14 protein-coding genes are annotated in these 16,611 nt (G+C 67.9%); 5 read left to right on the top strand and 9 right to left on the bottom strand.

Annotation, left to right across the window (positions count from 1 at the left end; all coding sequences use genetic code 11):
* Nucleotides 1–4: 4 nt before the first annotated feature.
* The 6 genes from LTH96_RS03135 to LTH96_RS03160 all read right to left on the bottom strand — a co-directional run bounded on the left by LTH96_RS03135 (nt 5) and on the right by LTH96_RS03160 (nt 6,127).
* Nucleotides 5–790 carry a metal ABC transporter ATP-binding protein gene (locus LTH96_RS03135; protein WP_241464286.1) on the bottom strand — a complete coding sequence of 262 codons (786 nt, stop codon included), beginning with the start codon at nt 788–790 and terminating at the stop codon, nt 5–7.
* Nucleotides 787–1,791, bottom strand: a complete 1,005-nt coding sequence (locus LTH96_RS03140) for a metal ABC transporter solute-binding protein, Zn/Mn family (RefSeq protein WP_241464287.1) — start codon at nt 1,789–1,791, stop codon at nt 787–789. Before LTH96_RS03140 ends, LTH96_RS03135 begins: the two co-directional genes overlap by 4 nt.
* 136 nt (nt 1,792–1,927) lie before the next feature.
* Nucleotides 1,928–2,740 carry a histidinol-phosphatase gene (hisN, locus tag LTH96_RS03145; RefSeq protein WP_241464288.1) on the bottom strand — a complete coding sequence of 271 codons (813 nt, stop codon included), beginning with the start codon at nt 2,738–2,740 and terminating at the stop codon, nt 1,928–1,930.
* Nucleotides 2,741–2,787: 47 nt separating this feature from the next.
* Nucleotides 2,788–3,903, bottom strand: coding sequence for a ribosome small subunit-dependent GTPase A (gene rsgA, locus LTH96_RS03150; RefSeq protein ID WP_241464289.1), 1,116 nt, complete (start codon nt 3,901–3,903; stop codon nt 2,788–2,790).
* On the bottom strand, nt 3,900–5,459 hold the full coding sequence (locus LTH96_RS03155) for a 3-phosphoshikimate 1-carboxyvinyltransferase (RefSeq protein WP_241464290.1): 1,560 nt from the start codon (nt 5,457–5,459) through the stop codon (nt 3,900–3,902). The genes rsgA and LTH96_RS03155 overlap by 4 nt, the downstream gene beginning before the upstream one ends.
* 11 nt (nt 5,460–5,470) lie before the next feature.
* Nucleotides 5,471–6,127 (bottom strand): DoxX family protein, encoded by a 657-nt coding sequence (locus LTH96_RS03160; RefSeq protein WP_241464291.1) that lies wholly within the window; start codon nt 6,125–6,127, stop codon nt 5,471–5,473.
* 275 nt (nt 6,128–6,402) lie between these two features.
* On the opposite strand from LTH96_RS03160, the gene LTH96_RS03165 reads away from it, so the two are divergent.
* Together LTH96_RS03165 and rsrA are read left to right on the top strand one after the other, a co-directional pair.
* Nucleotides 6,403–7,041, top strand: a complete 639-nt coding sequence (locus tag LTH96_RS03165) for a sigma-70 family RNA polymerase sigma factor (RefSeq protein WP_241464292.1) — start codon at nt 6,403–6,405, stop codon at nt 7,039–7,041.
* The gene (gene rsrA / locus LTH96_RS03170; RefSeq protein WP_241464293.1) at nt 7,038–7,379 is read left to right on the top strand and encodes a mycothiol system anti-sigma-R factor; all 342 of its coding nucleotides are present in this window, start codon (nt 7,038–7,040) and stop codon (nt 7,377–7,379) included. Before LTH96_RS03165 ends, rsrA begins: the two co-directional genes overlap by 4 nt.
* Before the next feature lie 144 nt (nt 7,380–7,523).
* Here the strand turns inward: rsrA and LTH96_RS13165 are convergent, their stop codons facing one another.
* Genes LTH96_RS13165 through LTH96_RS03180 form a run of 3 tightly spaced genes read right to left on the bottom strand, consistent with a single transcriptional unit; the run spans nt 7,524 to nt 12,190 of the window.
* The gene (locus LTH96_RS13165) at nt 7,524–7,598 is read right to left on the bottom strand and encodes a 50S ribosomal protein bL37 (protein WP_369699669.1); all 75 of its coding nucleotides are present in this window, start codon (nt 7,596–7,598) and stop codon (nt 7,524–7,526) included.
* Between the two features lie 30 nt (nt 7,599–7,628).
* Nucleotides 7,629–8,288 carry a GDSL-type esterase/lipase family protein gene (locus LTH96_RS03175; RefSeq protein ID WP_241464294.1) on the bottom strand — a complete coding sequence of 220 codons (660 nt, stop codon included), beginning with the start codon at nt 8,286–8,288 and terminating at the stop codon, nt 7,629–7,631.
* 5 nt (nt 8,289–8,293) lie between these two features.
* A complete protein-coding gene (locus tag LTH96_RS03180) occupies nt 8,294–12,190 on the bottom strand; it encodes a multifunctional oxoglutarate decarboxylase/oxoglutarate dehydrogenase thiamine pyrophosphate-binding subunit/dihydrolipoyllysine-residue succinyltransferase subunit (protein WP_241464295.1) in 3,897 nt (1,298 codons plus the stop codon).
* Between the two features lie 262 nt (nt 12,191–12,452).
* Between LTH96_RS03180 and LTH96_RS03185 the strand changes: the two genes are divergently transcribed.
* The 3 genes from LTH96_RS03185 to LTH96_RS03195 all read left to right on the top strand — a co-directional run bounded on the left by LTH96_RS03185 (nt 12,453) and on the right by LTH96_RS03195 (nt 16,517).
* Complete coding sequence (locus tag LTH96_RS03185) at nt 12,453–13,913, top strand: GuaB1 family IMP dehydrogenase-related protein (RefSeq protein WP_241464296.1); 1,461 nt, start codon at nt 12,453–12,455, stop codon at nt 13,911–13,913.
* Between the two features lie 127 nt (nt 13,914–14,040).
* The gene (locus LTH96_RS03190) at nt 14,041–15,441 is read left to right on the top strand and encodes a hemolysin family protein (protein ID WP_241464297.1); all 1,401 of its coding nucleotides are present in this window, start codon (nt 14,041–14,043) and stop codon (nt 15,439–15,441) included.
* Nucleotides 15,438–16,517 carry a hemolysin family protein gene (locus LTH96_RS03195; RefSeq protein ID WP_241464298.1) on the top strand — a complete coding sequence of 360 codons (1,080 nt, stop codon included), beginning with the start codon at nt 15,438–15,440 and terminating at the stop codon, nt 16,515–16,517. Before LTH96_RS03190 ends, LTH96_RS03195 begins: the two co-directional genes overlap by 4 nt.
* Nucleotides 16,518–16,611 lie beyond the last annotated feature (94 nt).

Raw genomic sequence — 16,611 nt, forward strand, 5'->3', positions numbered from 1 at the left:
CTCATCAGTTCGTCTCGCGCAGCACGGCGCCGAAGCTGCGGCCGAGCTGTTCCTCGGTGAGCACCTCGCCCGGAAGTCCCGCGGCGAGCACCCGCTGGTGCAGCAGCACCACCTCATCTGCGAGGTCCTCCACGCCGGCGAGGTGGTGGGTGGAGATCAGCACGGTGGTGCCCGTGGTGTCGCGCAGCGTCTTGAGCACCGAGCTGATCAGCTCCTCCGAACCGCGGTCCACGCCGGCGAACGGCTCATCGAGCAGCATCAGAGGCGCCTGCTGGGCGATCGCACGGGCCAGGAAGGCGCGCTTGCGCTGGCCTCCGGAGAGCTCACCGATCCCGCGCCGGCGCAGCTGGCTCAGGCCCACCTGGTCCAGCGCCTGGTCGCAGGCCTGCCGGTCCGCAGGGCGGGTGCGGCGGGTGAAGCCCATGTGCCCGTAGCGACCCATCATGACCACCTGCTCCACGCTGATCGGAAAGCTGGTGTCCACCTGTTCGTGCTGCGGCACGTAGCTGACCTGGTTGCGCCGTCGGGCCTTCGTCGGTTCCATGCCGAAGAGCCGCACGGTCCCGGCGGTGGGTCGGTGCAGTCCCAGCAGCGCCTTGAACAGCGTGGACTTCCCGGAGCCGTTGGCTCCCAGCAGGGCGCAGATGCTGCCCGTGCCCACGGTGATGCTGACCTCGTCCAGAGCCTGGACGCCTGGATAGCCGGCGCTCAGCTGATCGACGACGACGGCGGCAGCACCGGGTGGGGCGTCCACGCCTGTGGCTGATCCAGTGTCTATGTCAGTGCTCATCGCTGGGCTCCTTCGATGATCAGGTCCAGGTCGTGTTCCAAGAGCTCGAGGTAGCTCGGTGCCGGTCCGTCAGGCTCGGTGATCGAGTCCACGTGCAGGGGCTCGCTCAGGGTGGCGCCGGTGGTCTCGGCCACCTGCCGCTGGGTGGAGTCATTGACAGTGGACTCGCAGAAGATCGTGGGCACCTGGTGCTCCTCGACGTAGCGGATCTGCGCCTCGACCTGCTTCGGGCTTCCCTCGTCCTCGGCGTTGAGCGGCCACAGGTAGTGCTCGCGGAGATCCAGGTCCTTCGCCAGGTAGCTGAAGGCGCCCTCGCATGTCACCAGGTGGATCTCACCGTCCTGCTGCAGCGGTGCCAGCCGCTCCTCGGCCTGGTCCCAGACCGCTTGGATCTGCTCCCGGTAGCGGCCGGCGTTCTCGGTGAACTGCTCGGCGTCGGCGGGGGAGAGCTCGCTCAGTGCGGCCTCGATGTTGTCCACATAGACCATGGCCTGTGCCGGAGACATCCAGGCGTGCGGGTTGACCGGCAGCTCGGCGGTCTCCTCCGCGCCGGCACTCTCGGAAGCCCCGGGGTCCTCGACGTCGTCGGACTCGCCGGAGCCCGGAGAAGCTTCGGGCAGCCGGGTGACCGGCAGGGTCTCCACCGACTCGGAGAGCATCACCACCTCCGCCGAAGAATGGCTCAGGAACTGCTCGTACCAGGCCTCCAGGCCCAGTCCGTTGAAGAAGATCACGTCCGCCGCTGCGGCATCGCGGAGATCGCCGGGGGTGGGGGAGTACTCGTGCACCTCGGCGCCGGGCGGGGTGATGGAGCGGGTGTCCACCAGGTCGCCGCCCACGGCCCGGGTCATGTCTGCCAGCACCGAGAAGCTGGTGAGCACCACGGGAGGCTGGTCCTCCGTGGAGGCGCCCTGCTCATCGGAGTTCGCCGCGGCACAGCTGCTCAAGGCCAGGGCGCAGATCAGTCCGGCGGTGACAGTGAAGAACCTGGTGTGGCGCATGCCCACAGTATGATTTAGGCACACCTAAAACTGCAAGTGGGGCCGGCAGGACGAAGCAGACCCGGCTCTGACAGCGCTGCTGGGCTCAGGAAGGTGCTGGACCCAGGCCTGTGCTGGACTCAGGCCGGGGCGGAACTCAGAACGGGGCGGGGCGATCTGCGGCGAGCGCGCCCAGGGCGGCCTCGTGGAGCAGTCCGTTGGTGGCCAGGCCGTTGGCACCGGTGCATCCGGGCTCACCGTCCAGGGAGGTGAAGATGCCGCCGGCTTCGCGGATGATCGGCACCAGGGCCGCCATGTCGTGCAGGCTCAGCTCCGGTTCGGCGGCCATGTCCACCTGACCCTCGGCGACCATGCAGTAGGACCAGAAGTCACCGAAGGCGCGGGTGCGCCAGACGGTCTCGGTGAGCTCCAGGAAGTTCTGGCTGCGGCCGATCTTCCGCCACCCGGCGAGCGAGGAGTAGGAGAAGAACGCGTCCTCGAGCTGGGGCACCTTCGAGACCTGGAGCCGCTTGGCCGAGGCGAGGGCCTTGCCGGTATAGGCGCCGCCGTCCTTGGCCGCCCACCAGCGCCGACCCAGCGCGGGTGCGCTGACCAGTCCGACCACCGGTTCGCCGTCATCGACCAGCGCGATCAGCGTGGCCCAGGCGGGCACCCCGCGGATGAAGTTCTTGGTCCCGTCGATCGGGTCGATGACCCACTGGCGCGGTCCGGATCCGGTGGAGCCGAACTCCTCGCCCAGGATGGCGTCGCGGCCGCGGGCCCGGCTGAGCTGGCCGCGGATGAGCTCCTCGGCTTGGCGATCAGCCTCGGTGACCGGGGTCAGATCGGGCTTGGTCTCGACCTCGAAGTCCATGGAGGAGAAGAAGGACATCGTCTTCGCATCCACGGAATCGGCGATCATATGCGCCAGGCGCAGGTCATCGGTGTAGGCGCTGGTGCTAAGGCTCATAGCGCCACGCTAGCAATCACCGAGCGGCAGGACCCGCATTCACGGCTTTACGCGCCGAGCCGCTTCTCTTCCGGACCGTCCTCGGTGCCCGCCATGGACCTGATCAGACCGCGCATCGAGGCCAGCCGGGCGGCGCCGTGGTCGCCGGCGTGGCCATCGGCCACCCAGGCGTCCAAGGCGCAGCCCCCCTCGGGGGAGACGTGGGCGCAGCCGGACTCGCAGGCCGCGGAGCCTTCGACCAGATCGGAGAAGGCGCCGAGCACATCGTCGGGGGCCACATGGGCCAGGCCGAAGGTGCGCACCCCGGGGGTGTCGATGATCCAGGAGTTCCGTGCTGCGGCGACGTCGAGGGAATCGGCAGGCTCCAGGTTCAGCGCGACGGCGGAGGAGGAGGTGTGCCGGCCGCGCCCGGTGACCGCGTTGACCCCGCTGGTGGCCCGATCCGCGCCGGTCAGGGCGTTGACCATGGTGGACTTGCCCACCCCGGAGTGTCCGATCATCGCGGTGACCCGTTCGGTCAGCGAGCTGCGCAGCGCGATGACCGCGGCGGAGTCCAAGGTGGGGGTGCCCGAGGCTGTGCCGGTGGCCTGCTGGGAGACCACGGTCTGCAGGTCCAGCTCCGCGTAGTGGCTGATCAGTCCGGCCGGATCCGCAGGGTCCTCGACCAGGTCGGCCTTGGTGACCAGCAGGATCGGGGTGATCCCGGCGTCGTAGGCTGCGACCAGGGCCCGGTCGATGAATCCGGTGCGTGGGGCAGGATCCGCCGCTGCGACCACGATCAGCAGCTGATCAGCGTTGGCGACGATCACCCGTTCGGCGTCGTCGGTGTCCTCGGCGCTGCGGCGCAGCAGCGTGGAGCGCTCCTGGATCCGGATCAGCCGGGCCAGTGAACCCGCATCGCCGGTGGTGTCCCCGACCAGGCCCACGATGTCGCCCGGGACCACCGGGGTGCGGCGCATCGCACGCGCGCGCACTGCGGAGATGATCCGCTCTCCGCCGTCGGGGTCATCCAGGCGCACCGTGTAGCGCCCGCGGTCCACCGTGACGACCCGGCCCAGCTCGGCGTCGGCGTAGTCGGGTGACTCCTTGGTCCGGGGTCGGGAGCCCTTCTTGTTCGGGCGCACTCGCACGTGGGACTCGTCCCAATCGGCCCAGCGGTTCATCCGCGCGCCCCCGACGCGGAGACAGAACCGGAGCCGGGCACGGAGTCAGCCGCGCAGCCAGGCCCGACGCCAGGCGCGGCGTCCGACGCCGGCGCCAGCAGCCCTGCCCAGAGCTGCGGGAAGTCAGGCATGGTCTTCGCGGTGCAGGCGATGTCTTCGACCTCGACGTCGTCGAGCACCAGACCGAGCACCGCGCCGAAGGTGGCCATCCGGTGATCGGCATAGCTGCGCACCAGACCGCCATGGGTCACGGGTGAGGTGACCTCGAACCCGTCCTCGGTCTCCTCCGCAGATCCGCCGAGTCGGCGGATCTCCGTGACCAGGGCCGCGATCCGATCCGTCTCGTGTCCGCGCAGGTGTCCGACCGAGGTGAACAGTGTGGGGCTCTGGCACAGGGCGGCGAGGGCCGCCACCGTGGGGGTCAGCTCGGCGGTGCCGTCCACGGCGCCGGGGGTGCGCAGCTGCGTGCCGCGGACTCGCAGGGTCACCGTGGTGGGGGTCTCCGGGTCCGTCTCGATCTGGGCGCCGAAGGCCGGCAGCAGCTCGGTCCAGCGGCGTCCGATCTGGGCGGAGACGATCGGCCAGCCGCGCATGGTCACCTCTCCGCCGGTGACGGCGGCCGCGCAGAGGAAGGGTCCGGCATTGGAGAGGTCCGGCTCCACGCGGACGCTGAAGGCCCGGATCTCGCCGGGCTCCACCCGCCAGGTGTGCTTCGCGGGGGAGCTGACCTTCACCCCGACCTCGGTCAGCACCTGCAGCGTCATCTCCACATGCTCCAGCGAGGGCACCGATTCGCCGACATGACGCAGCGTGAGTCCGTGCGGCATCCGTGCCGCGGTGAGCAGCAGCCCGGAGACGAACTGGGAGGAGGCTGAGGCGTCGATGGTGATCTCTTCCCCGGTGATGCCCTCCGGGGCGTGCACGGTGAACGGCAGATGGCCCTCGCCGCCGGGTGCGGGAGCGCCCGGGCCGGTGATCTCGACGCCGAGATCGCGCAGCCCGTGCTGGACCGCGCCCATCGGGCGGACGCGGGCCTCGGGGTCGCCGTCGAAGTGGACCCGTGCGCCGGTCAGCGCGGCCACGGCTGGCATGAACCGCATCACGGTGCCGGCCAGGCCGCAGTCGATGCTCACCGCCCTGGTGGTCGGGGCGGTGCCGGAGGAGTCAGCGGTGCCGGGAGAGTCAGCGGCGGAAGAGTCAGCACCGGGAGAGTCAGCGCCGGAAGAGTCAGGGATGGGGCCGGGGTGAGAGGCGCTGGTGAGGGCCGGAAGCGGGGAGATCCGCACGGCGGGAACCCCGGAGTTCTCCCAGTCCGGGATGTGCTCCACGACGCTGCCCAGGGCCGCCAGCGCATCGAGCATCAGCCGGGAGTCCCGGGACCGCAGCGGGTTGATGACCACGGACGGGCCGTCGGCGAGGGCGGCCAGGAGCAGGTAGCGGTTGGTCAGGGACTTCGACCCGGGAACGGTGACCTCTGCGCGCAGAGGTGCCCCCGCCCGTGGCGCAGGCCACGGCTGCGGGGGCACCGATGCAGCGTGTGTAGATGTAGTGCTCACGTCGCTAGGTTCTACGCTCCGACCTTCTTCTTGGCGCTCTTGACACCCTTGTTGGCACCCTTGGAGGCGTTGGTGATCGCCTTCAGGGCATCCTTCTCGGCGCGCTGGAAGTTCTTCTTGGCGTGCTTCTCGAAGTCGCGCACCTTCTTGGTGGCGTCGCTGCCGAGATCATCGGCCCACTTGAAGGTCTTGTCGCCGAACTTGGCGCCCTTCTTGCGGGTGGTCTTGGCCAGGTGCTCGGCGCGCCAGCCCAGCGACGGCTTGCCGTCGAGGTCCACCATGGCCAGGCTCAGGCCGCCCAGGATGGAGGCGTTCTTCAGCAGCGTCTTGCGCTGAGCGGTGACGTCAGAGTCACTCTCGATCTCAGCGTTGCGGTATTCGGCGTAGCTGTTGAACTTGTGGACTCCTGCCAGCATCAGGGCCGAGGCGCGGGGGAACCGGCCCAGCGCCAGTGCGGTTCCGGCAACGACCTCGACACCGCCCAGGACCTGGGTGGTGAGCTTGGCGTTGGAGACCAGGGGTTCGGCCTGGGGGAGAAGTGAGCCGATCTCCTCGAGGGTGGACCCGATTCGCGCCGAGGCATCATCGGTGTTGCGCAGGCGGTCGACACCGCTGGCGATGAAGCTCGCGCCCAGCAGTGGGCGGGCGAATTTACGAAGCAGAGACATAGTGTCCTCCTGTAGGAGTGTGGCGCTGAAGCATCGTTCAAGGTCCAATCTACCCAATCAGGGCTGTCACGGGAATCAGCAGGCCCTATGGGCGCTCATCCGACGCGGATGCGGCGCTCATCCGGTGTGGACGTCAGGTGATGAGCAGGAATGCACAGCGCGGCGTCGTCGTTGTGCCCTTTATGACCACGCCGACTCTCACCCCGAAGCGCGTCCGCGCCCCCACACCTGACGCCCGACGACCGGTGTGCGCTGTGCGAGTAGACTCAGAGGTGATGGAAAAGCCCGCAGCCACCGGCACCGACGCTGATTCAAGCAGCGTCGTCGTCGCCGAAGAGACCGAACAGCAGCGTCGCGTGCGTTTTGAGAGCGAGGCTCTCCAGTACGTGGACCAGCTCTACTCAGCTGCCATGCGGATGACGCGCAATCCGCAGGACGCTGAAGACCTCGTGCAGGAGGCCTATACCAAGGCGTACTCCGCATTCCACCAGTACAAGCCCGGCACGAATCTCAAAGCCTGGCTCTACCGGATCCTGACCAACACCTACATCAACATCTACCGGAAGAAGCAGCGCCAGCCCCTGCAGGCCAACACGGACACCGTGGAGGACTGGCAGATGGCCCAGGCCGCAGAGCACACCTCTTCGGGGCTGCGCTCGGCTGAGGCAGAAGCGCTGGATCATCTGCCTGACTCCGACGTCAAGGACGCGCTGCAGCAGATCCCCGAGGAGTTCCGCCTGGCGGTCTACTTCTCCGATGTCGAGGGATTCGCCTATAAAGAGGTCGCCGAGATCATGAACATCCCGATCGGCACGGTGATGTCGCGACTGCACCGCGGCCGGAAGCTGCTGCGCGAACTCCTGAAAGACTATGCCCGCGAACGTGGCTTCAAGAAGCAGGAGGCCAAACCATGAACGACCAAGATCGCAGCCAGGCCACCGAGGTCAGCCCCGGGAAATGGCTTGATGAGAACTGCAGAGACGGTGACTGCACCGAGAAGCAGACCCGCATGGAGCGCATCTATGAGTACGCCGACGGTGCGCTGAGCCGGGAGGACATCGATGAGGTCGAGGCCCACCTGCATGCCTGCCCGGAGTGCGCCGACGACTACGACCTGGAGTGCATCATCCGCACCGTGGTCCGCCGCTCCTGCGCCGAGCGCGCACCGGAGACGCTGAAGGTCACGATCCTGGAGCGGATCAGTCAGATCCGCGTCGAGGCAGGACACCAGCAGGACGACGACCAGTCCTGAGCCGGCACCAGCCCTGAACCTCGGGCTCGCTTCAAGCCCTGAGCACGACAGAACCCCCTGCAGAGATTCTCTGCAGGGGGTTCTGTGTTCTGCGCTGCCGCTTCGAAACGCGTCAGCCGCAGCAAGGGCCTTGGACCACTGAGATCAGGAGTTGGGGCGCTTGCCGTGGTTGGCGTTCTTCTTGCGACGTGCGCTGCGCTTGCGTCCACGCTTGCTCATGATGAACTCCTTTCGTCGGCTGGGGTAATTCTAGGCCACGGGCTCTTGGAGCCCTAACCACGGATACCACCCGCGGTGCAGCACCAGCCAGGCGATCAGACCATAGCCTGCCTGGCCGGGGAGTCCGCCGTTGGCCGCGAGGTCGCTGCGCCACTGTTCGTGGCTGACCAGGGGCGTGTAGGCGTCCACATAGACATGTGAGCGCCGTGAGGCCACGTCCCGGTAGGCCGCGTTGAGCTCGGAGATCCGCTGGTTGCGCTCCGCATCCAGGGTCGGGACCGGCCCGAGCACCAGGCACCGGATGCCCTCCTGGGAGGCCCGGTCCAGGATATTGGCCAGGTTCAGCCGGGATCGGGCGGAGGAGGTGGCGCTGTAGAGGTCCGTGTCGTTCAGCGCGATGACCAGATGACGCTCGGGTGTGCCGCCGTCCGTCGTGGCGCCGGAGAACCGGGCGACGGCCTCGTCCTGCCACCGCTCGGAGAGCGCCTCGGTGCCCTCACCGGGCATGGCCAGGGCGTAGCTCTCCAGGGTGAGTCCCTCGATCGGAGTCTTGGAGATCACCCGACCGAACCACCCCAGCGCCCGGGGGTCACCGACGCCGCTGAGCAGCTCGTCGCCAAGGGCGACGATGCGCACGTGGCGCCGGTGACCGGAGGCTGCGGCTCTGAGATCCTGAGTGGAGTGTTCCATCCGGTTCACAGGTCCAGGTGCGGGAAGGCCTTGCTGAGCAGGCCCTCCAGCTCCTTGGCGTGACGCTTGGCCTGCCCCACCGAGGTGGCGGCAGACTCAGCGCGCGAGACCAGCTTGAGCTCCTGCTTCAGCAGCGGACGCAGGTTCATGCCGAGGAACGGCCATGGACCCTGGTTGACCGGCTCGTCCTGGGCGTAGACGACCTCCTCTGCCGAGGAGTAGCGGTCCAGCTCGGCCTGCAGCTCCTCCACCGGCATCGGGTAGAGCTGCTCGAGCCGCACGATGGCGGTGGCCTCGTCCTTGTGCTTGTTCCGGGTGGCGACGAGGTCGTAGTAGAGCCGGCCTGAGACGATCAGGACGCGCTTGACCTTCGCGGCGTCCACTTCCCGGTCCGGGATCACCTCCTGGAAGGTGCCCGTGGTGAAGTCCTCCACCGAGTTCGCCGCAGCCTTCAGGCGGAGCAGCTGCTTCGGTGAGAAGACGATCAGCGGACGGCGCGGACGCGCCACCGCTTGACGGCGGAGCAGGTGGAAGTAGTTCGCACCCGAAGAGGGCAGCACCACGGTCATGTTGTCCTCGGCGCAGAGCTGCAGGAAACGCTCGGGACGGCCTGACGAATGGTCCGGTCCCTGGCCCTCATAGCCGTGCGGAAGCAGCATGACCACCGAGGAGTTCTGGCCCCACTTCTGCTGGGCGGTGGCGATGAACTCGTCGATGATGATCTGGGCGCCGTTGACGAAGTCGCCGAACTGAGCCTCCCAGAGCACCAGCGCATTCGGGTTCTCCACGGAGTAGCCGTACTCGAAGCCCAGTGCGCCGTATTCGGAGAGCAGCGAGTCATAGATGAAGAACCGTGCCTGATCCTCGGTCAGGTTCTTCAGCGGGTACCACTCGTCGCCGTTGACCCGGTCGTGGAAGACCGCGTGGCGCTGCACGAAGGTGCCGCGGCGCGAGTCCTGACCTGCCAGACGGACCTCGGTGCCCTCCATGAGCAGCGAGCCGAAGGCCGCGATCTCCGCGAAGCCCCAGTCGATGCCGCCTTCGCGGGCCATCTTGGCCCGCTTCTCCAGCAGCGACTTCAGCTTCGGGTGCGGGGTGAAGCTCTCCGGGATGTTGGTGTGGACCTCGCCGATGTGCGCGAGGGAGTCCTCACTGATCTTGGTGTCATCGCCTTCACGGTCCGGGGTGCTGGTCTCGTCCTCGGAGGCGGTCGGGGCCATGCCCCGGGTGCCGGAGGCGTCGGGATCAGCCGTGGAGATCGGCTGGGTCTGGGCGGCGTGGGTCTCGGTGAAGACCCGCTCCAGCCGCTGGCGGAAGTCCCGCAGCGCCTGGTCGGCCTCTTCCTGGGTGATGTCGCCACGTCCGACCAGCGCCTCGGTGTAGAGCCGACGCGTGGTGCGCTTGGCCTCCACCAGGTTGTACATCTTGGGCTGGGTCATCGAGGGATCGTCACCCTCGTTGTGACCGCGTCGGCGGTAGCAGACCAGATCGATCACGACGTCCTTGTTGAACCGCTGGCGGTAGCGGAAGGACAGCTGGGCCACGCGGGCCACCGACTCCGGGTCATCGGCGTTGACGTGGAAGATCGGCGCCTGGATGGCCTTGGCCATATCGGTGGAGTAGGTCATGGACCGAGCCGCCGAGGGGGCGGTGGTGAAGCCCACCTGGTTGTTCACGACCACGTGCACGGTGCCGCCGGTGCGGTAGCCGCGCAGCTGGGACATGTTCAGCGTCTCCGCGACCACGCCCTGGCCGGCGAATGCCGCATCGCCGTGGACCAGCAGCGGCATCACCGAGAATGAGTTCAGCGCATCCGCGCCCTGGTTGATCCGGTCCTGCTTGGCGCGCACCACACCTTCGAGCACGGGGTTGACCGCCTCCAGGTGTGAGGGGTTCGCGGCCAGGTAGACGCTGGTGGAGTTGCCGCGGTCCGAGGTGAAGGAGCCCCGGGTGCCCAGGTGGTACTTCACGTCGCCCGAGCCGGTGCCGGCCTCGCGGCCCTCGAACTCGCGGAAGACCTGTGCGTGGGTCTTGCCGGCGATGTTGGTGAGCACGTTGATGCGTCCGCGGTGAGCCATGCCGATCGCGACCTCGTCGAGGCCCTCATCGGCCGCCTCGGAGAGGATCGTGTCCAGCAGCGGGATCAGCGATTCGCCGCCCTCGAGCGAGAAGCGCTTCTGCCCGACGAACTTGGTCTGCAGGAAGGTCTCGAACGCCTCGGCCGCATTGAGCCGGCCCAGGATCCGGAACTGCTCATCCCGGGTGGGCTTCTCGTAGGGATGCTCGATCTCGTCCTGGAACCACTGGCGTTCCTCGGGGGACTGGATGTGCATGTATTCCACGCCGGTGCTGCGGCAATAGGTGTCACGCAGCACGCCCAGGATGTTGCGCAGCGGCAGCATGGAATTGCCGCCGAAGCCGCCCGTGGGCCATTCGCGGTCGAGGTCCCACAGGGTCAGCCCGTGAGACTCGATGTCGAGGTCCGGGTGGCTGCGCATCTGGTACTCCAGCGGGTCCACCGAGGCCATCAGGTGACCGCGGACCCGGTAGGAGTGGATGAGCTGCTGGATCCTGGCGACCTTGTTGATCTGGTCCTCAGGGTTGACCTGGATGTCGGCGGACCATGCGATGGGCTCATACGGGATCCGCAGGGCTTCGAAGATCTCCTCGTAGAAGCCCTCCTTGCCGAGCAGGTACTGGTGGATGGTCTTGAGGAACTCACCGGACCCGGCGCCCTGGATGACGCGGTGGTCATAGGTGGAGGTCAGCGTGATGACCTTGGAGACAGCGAGGTTGTTCAGCGTCTTCTCCGAGGCGCCCTGGAACTCGGCGGGGTACTCCAGCGCGCCCACGCCCACGATCACGGCCTGGCCCTTGGAGAGCCGAGGCACCGAGTGCACGGTGCCGATGCCGCCGGGGTTGGTCAGCGAGACGGTGGTCCCGGCGTAGTCCCCGGGGGTGAGCTTGTTGTCCCGGGCGCGCTTGACGACGTCGTCGTAGGCGGCCCAGAACTCGGTGAAGCTCATCTCCTCGGCGGCCTTCATGTTCGGCACCACCAGCGCACGGGTGCCGTCGGGGCGGGGCATGTCGATGGCCAGCCCGAAGTTCACATGGGCCGGGTGAACAGCCACCGGCTTGTTGTCCTGCACGTCATAGGTGACGTTCATCGACGGGTGCTTGCGCAGCGCCTTGAGCAGGGCATAGCCGATCACATGGGTGAAGGAGACCTTGCCGCCGCGGGTGCGCCTGAGGTGATTGTTGATCACGGTGCGGTTGTCGATGAGCAGCTTCGCCGGCACCGCGCGCACCGTGGTGGCGGTGGGCACGGTCAGCGAGGCATCCATGTTCGCCGCGATGGCCTTGGAGATGCCCTTCAGCGGCATCACCTTGTCCTCCTTCTCCTCCTTCGTCGCCGACTCGGCCTTGGCGGCAGAGGGCTCGGAAGGGATGGGAGTGCTGGAGGAGCCTTCGGACTTCTTCGTCGTCGGGGTCCGCGGGGCCACCGGCTTGCTGACCGAGGGGCCCTTCTCGCCGGCCGGCTTCTGCGACTTCTCGGGCTCGGCGGGCTTCGCGGTGGCCGGAGTGGTCTCAGCGGTGGACTCGCGCTGGTTGTCCGCGCTGGGTTTGGAGTCCACGGCAGGCTTCGCCGGAGACTTGGCGGACGACTTCTCACCTGAGGCGGTGCTGGCCTTCGCGGCACCGTTGCTGTCAGACCCGGCAGCCTTGCCGGAGCTGGAGCTGCTCTTCGGCTCGGCGGGGGTGGCCGCCGTCGGCGCAGGGGCGGAGGAGGTGCCGGACGGACGGGAATCACCGTCGCCCTCGAGCTGGCGGAAGATCTCAGCCCACTTCCGATCCACCGAATCCGGATCGTCCTTGAACTTGTCGTATATGTCGGCGACCAACCATTCGTTCCCCGGGAATTCCTCGGCAAGACGGCTGGACGTTAGCTCTGGCACTGTGGATACGCCTCTTCCATTGTGTTGTGTAGTTATCCGGCACAGCTTCGTGCACGTGGATCTTCACCTCGTCCAAGCATAGTGACTTTGTGCACCGTGCCGCCACCGGCCACGGTATCGTGTCAGGGGCCGCTGCCTCAGCGCCTGCGCCGCTGAGCTGAACCGGCGGCGAGCATCGTCACCAGCACTACGAAGGGCGCGGATCCCCGTGAGATTCCTGAACGAGCCGATCACCGATCTGACCTACTCCGACGTCTTTCTGGTCCCTTCGCGATCCCACACCCAGTCACGGATGAGCGTCGACCTCTCCGCCGAGGATCCCACGGGCTCCACCATTCCAGTGGTGGCCGCGAACATGACCGCCGTCACGGGGCGTCGCATGGTGGAGACCATGGCGCGCCGCGGTGGACTCGGGGTCCTGCCCCAGGATGTCCCGCTCGAGGTCATCCGGCAGGTGACCGACTGGGTCAAGTCCTGTCATCCGGTGCTGGAGACCGCTCTGAAGGTCCATCCCACAGACACCATGCTCGATGTGCTGCACCTGCTGGACAAGCGCAACCACGACGCCGTCTGCGTGGTCGACGAGGACCTGCGCCTGGCCGGCGTGGTCACCGCCAACGACGGGCTCGGAGTGGACCGCTTCTCCTCCGTGGCGTCGGTGATGCGGATTCCTCCGCTGCGCTTCACCGCCGAGGAGGTGCTCACCGACGCCGGCCTGGAACAGGCCTTCATCGCGATGGACGCCGCCGGCGCCGAGTACGCCCCGGTGACCACCTCCGACGGCACTCTCGCCGGGGCGCTGACCCCGCGCGGGGCGCTGCGCTCGACGCTCTACCGGCCCAACCTCGACGCGAAGTCCCGGCTGAAGGTCGCCGCGGCGGTGGGCATCAACGGCGACGTCGCCGGCAAGACCGAGGCGCTGCTCGGCGCCGGGGTCGATGTGCTGGTGGTCGACACCGCTCACGGGCACCAGCAGAAGATGTTCGAGGCGCTCACCGAGGTGCGCGCGACCGTGGAGGCCTCCGGACTGCAGGTCCCGATCGTGGCCGGCAACGTGGTCACCGCCGACGGCGTGCGCGAGCTCATCGAGGGCGGCGCGGACATCGCCAAGGTCGGAGTCGGACCGGGTGCGATGTGCACCACCCGGATGATGACCGCGGTGGGCCGCCCGCAGTTCTCCGCGGTGCTCGAATGCGCCGCGGCCGCCCGCGAGATGGGCAAGCATGTCTGGGCCGACGGGGGAGTGCGCTACCCGCGCGACATCGCCCTGGCCCTGGCCGCCGGGGCCTCCCAGGTGATGGTCGGATCCTGGTTCGCCGGGACCTATGAGTCGCCCGGCGACATGCTCACCGGGATCGACGGACGGCGCTATAAGGAGAGCTTCGGGATGGCCTCCTCGCGAGCCGTGCAGAACCGCACCGCCACGGAGAGCGCCTTCGCACGGGCCCGGAAGTCGATCTTCGAAGAGGGCATCTCAACCTCGCAGATGTACCTGGACCCGGCGAAGCCCGGAGTCGAAGACCTGCTGGACTCCATCACGGCCGGGGTGAGGTCCGCGATGACCTATGCCGGAGCCACCTCGCTGCACGAGTTCCGCCAGCGCGCCGTCGCCGGAGTCCAGTCCGCAGCCGGATATGAGGAGGGCAAGCCGCTTTCCGGTTCCTGGTGATCCAGGCGGTAGGCTCTGAGATCTCATGGAGCATCGACAACCTGGCCGCGGCCCGCACCTGATCCACGCCCACCCCCTGATCCACACGCCCGAGGCGCAGCGCCTCGGCCGGGGGTGGCTGCGCTAAGTGGAACTGCTTCTGCTCGGCCTGGGGTTCCTGCTGATCCTGGGCACCGGGTTCTTCGTCGCCGTCGAATTCTCGCTGGTCGCTCTGGACCAGCCCACCGTCCAGCACGCGATCGATCGCGGAGACAAGTCTGCTCCGGCGGTGATGCGGTGCCTGAAGTCGCTCTCCACCCAGCTCTCCTCCTGTCAGCTGGGCATCACCCTGACCACCCTGCTCACCGGCTATGTGGCCGAACCGGCGCTGGGCGCGCTGCTGGCAGCCCCGCTCGAAGCCCTGGGCGTGCCCGAGCAGGCGCTCTCCGCGGTCTCGCTGACCGTGGCGCTGATCATCGCGACCATGGTCACCATGATCATCGGCGAGCTGGTCCCGAAGAACCTCGCGATCGCCGAGGCCTACGGGGTGGCCCGGGTGCTGGCGAAGCCGCAGCTGGTCTTCACCGCCGTCTTCCGCCCGCTGATCAAGGTGCTCAACGGCTTCTCCAACAAGGTCCTGCACCGCTTCGGCCTGGAGGTCAAAGAGGAGCTCTCAGGGGCTCGCACCCCGGAGGAGCTCTCCTCCATGGTGCGCCGCTCCGCGATGCTGGGCACCCTCGACGAGGGCACCGCCACCTTCCTGGACCGCACGCTGCGCTTCTCCGACCAGACCGCCGCCGACGTGATGACCCCGCGCCCGCGGATGGCCAGCGTCGACGCCGACGCCTCCCTGGAAGCCCTCATCGATCTGGCCCGGCAGACCGGGTTCTCCCGCTTCCCGGTCCTGGGAGACAGCGTCGACGACGTCCGCGGGGTGACCCACGTGAAGAAGGCTGTGGCCGTGCCCCGCGAGAAGCGCCAAGGCCTGGTCGCCGCCACCGTGATGTCAGAGATCACCCGGGTGCCCGAGACCATCCACCTCGATGCGCTGCTGCCGGTGCTGCGTGAGGCCTCGCTGCAGGTGGCCATCGTGGAGGACGAATACGGCGGCACCTCCGGTGTGGTCACCCTGGAGGACCTGATCGAGGAGATCGTGGGCGAGGTCGCCGATGAACACGACCGGATCGCTCCCGGAGTGCTGCAGAGCGCCTCCGGCGACTGGTTCTTCCCCGGGCTGCTGCGCCCCGACGAGATCAACGCCCAGATCCTGGAGCTCGCCATCCCCGAACATCCCGCCTATGAGACGGTGGCCGGCTTCATGCTGCTCACCCTGGGCCGGGTGGCCGGACTGGGAGACGCCGTCGAGGTCGACGGCGGCAGGCTCGCCGTCGTCGGGGTCGACGGTCGCCGGATCGACCGGCTCTGCTTCACCCCTGACCCACGGGCCCGCGACGCCGCGCTGCAGCACGCCGCCGCCCGGGCCGAGAAGCTGGCCGAGGACCGCGCGGACCATGTCCGTCATGCCCGCGAAAGGGGTGAACGACGATGAACCCCGACCTGATGGGCATCCTCTGGCTGGTGATCCTGCTCGGCGCCAACGCCTTCTTCGTCGGCGGCGAGTTCGCGGTGATGAGCGCCCGGCGGAGCCAGATCGAGCCGAAGGCCGAGGCCGGGTCCGCCCGCGCCAAGACCGCGCTCTACGCGATGGAACACGTCTCGCAGATGCTCGCCATCGCCCAGCTGGGCATCACGGTGTGTTCGCTCCTGATCCTGATGGTCTCCGAGCCTGCGATCCATCACCTGCTGACCGAGCCGCTGACCTCGTTCGGGCTGAGCTACACCGCCGCCAGCGTGATCGCCTTCATCATCGCCCTGGCGCTGGTCTCCTTCCTGCACGTGACCATCGGCGAGATGGTGCCCAAGAACGCCGCCGTCTCCGTGGCGGACCGCGCGGTCCTGCTGCTGGCCCCGCCGCTGGTCTTCCTCTACCGGATCCTGATGCCGCTGATCTGGGTGCTGAATCTCACCGCGAACCTGGTGCTGCGCGCCTTCGGGATCACCCCGCGCGACGAGGTGGTCTCCACCTTCACCCTGGAGGAGATGGAATCGATCGTGGCCGAGTCCAAGCGCGGCGGCACGGTGCGCGACGACGCCGGGATCATCGCCGGTGCCATGGAGTTCAGCGACTACACCGCCGCCGAGGTGATGATCCCGGTCGAAGAGGTGATCACGCTGCCGGCCGACGTCACCCCGCGCAAGGTGGAGAAGGCCGTGGGACGCACCGGGTTCTCCCGCTTCGTCAGCACAGATGATCAGGACGTCTACACCGGCTACGTGCACCTCAAGGACGTGATGAGCCTGCCCGCCTCCGCCTCCGGGGAGCCCATCCCGGTGACCGTGGTGCGCTCCCTGGGCAACATGGGCCTCACCGACGAGATCGAGGAGTGCCTGGCGCAGATGCAGCGCACCGGATCCCACCTGGCCCGCGTGATCGACGCCGAGGGCGTCACCCGCGGCATCCTGTTCCTCGAAGACGTGCTGGAGGTGCTCGTCGGCGAGATCCACGACGCCACCCAGTCCTGGGACTCCCGCCGACGGCACACGGTGAGCGCAGAGGAGAGCTGAGCGCAGAGGAGAGCTGAGCGACAGAGGGAGACGCGGCGCACCACGGCCTAGTTGAGATTTGTTCTCAACAAAGTCTGGCCGTACGCTGGTCTCA

The sequence above is a fragment of the Nesterenkonia sp. LB17 genome, from assembly GCF_022565915.1.
In the GTDB taxonomy this organism is placed as follows: Bacteria; Actinomycetota; Actinomycetes; order Actinomycetales; family Micrococcaceae; genus Nesterenkonia.

What these genes read in the sequence shown, in the direction of transcription:
- LTH96_RS03135 (WP_241464286.1), bottom strand. Translation starts at nt 790, where the DNA reads ATGAGCACTGACATAGACACTGGATCAGCCACAGGCGTGGACGCCCCA.
- LTH96_RS03140 (WP_241464287.1), bottom strand. Translation starts at nt 1,791, where the DNA reads ATGCGCCACACCAGGTTCTTCACTGTCACCGCCGGACTGATCTGCGCC.
- hisN (WP_241464288.1), bottom strand. Translation starts at nt 2,740, where the DNA reads ATGAGCCTTAGCACCAGCGCCTACACCGATGACCTGCGCCTGGCGCAT.
- rsgA (WP_241464289.1), bottom strand. Translation starts at nt 3,903, where the DNA reads ATGAACCGCTGGGCCGATTGGGACGAGTCCCACGTGCGAGTGCGCCCG.
- LTH96_RS03160 (WP_241464291.1), bottom strand. Translation starts at nt 6,127, where the DNA reads ATGTCTCTGCTTCGTAAATTCGCCCGCCCACTGCTGGGCGCGAGCTTC.
- LTH96_RS03165 (WP_241464292.1), top strand. Translation starts at nt 6,403, where the DNA reads ATGGAAAAGCCCGCAGCCACCGGCACCGACGCTGATTCAAGCAGCGTC.
- rsrA (WP_241464293.1), top strand. Translation starts at nt 7,038, where the DNA reads ATGAACGACCAAGATCGCAGCCAGGCCACCGAGGTCAGCCCCGGGAAA.
- LTH96_RS03175 (WP_241464294.1), bottom strand. Translation starts at nt 8,288, where the DNA reads ATGGAACACTCCACTCAGGATCTCAGAGCCGCAGCCTCCGGTCACCGG.
- LTH96_RS03195 (WP_241464298.1), top strand. Translation starts at nt 15,438, where the DNA reads ATGAACCCCGACCTGATGGGCATCCTCTGGCTGGTGATCCTGCTCGGC.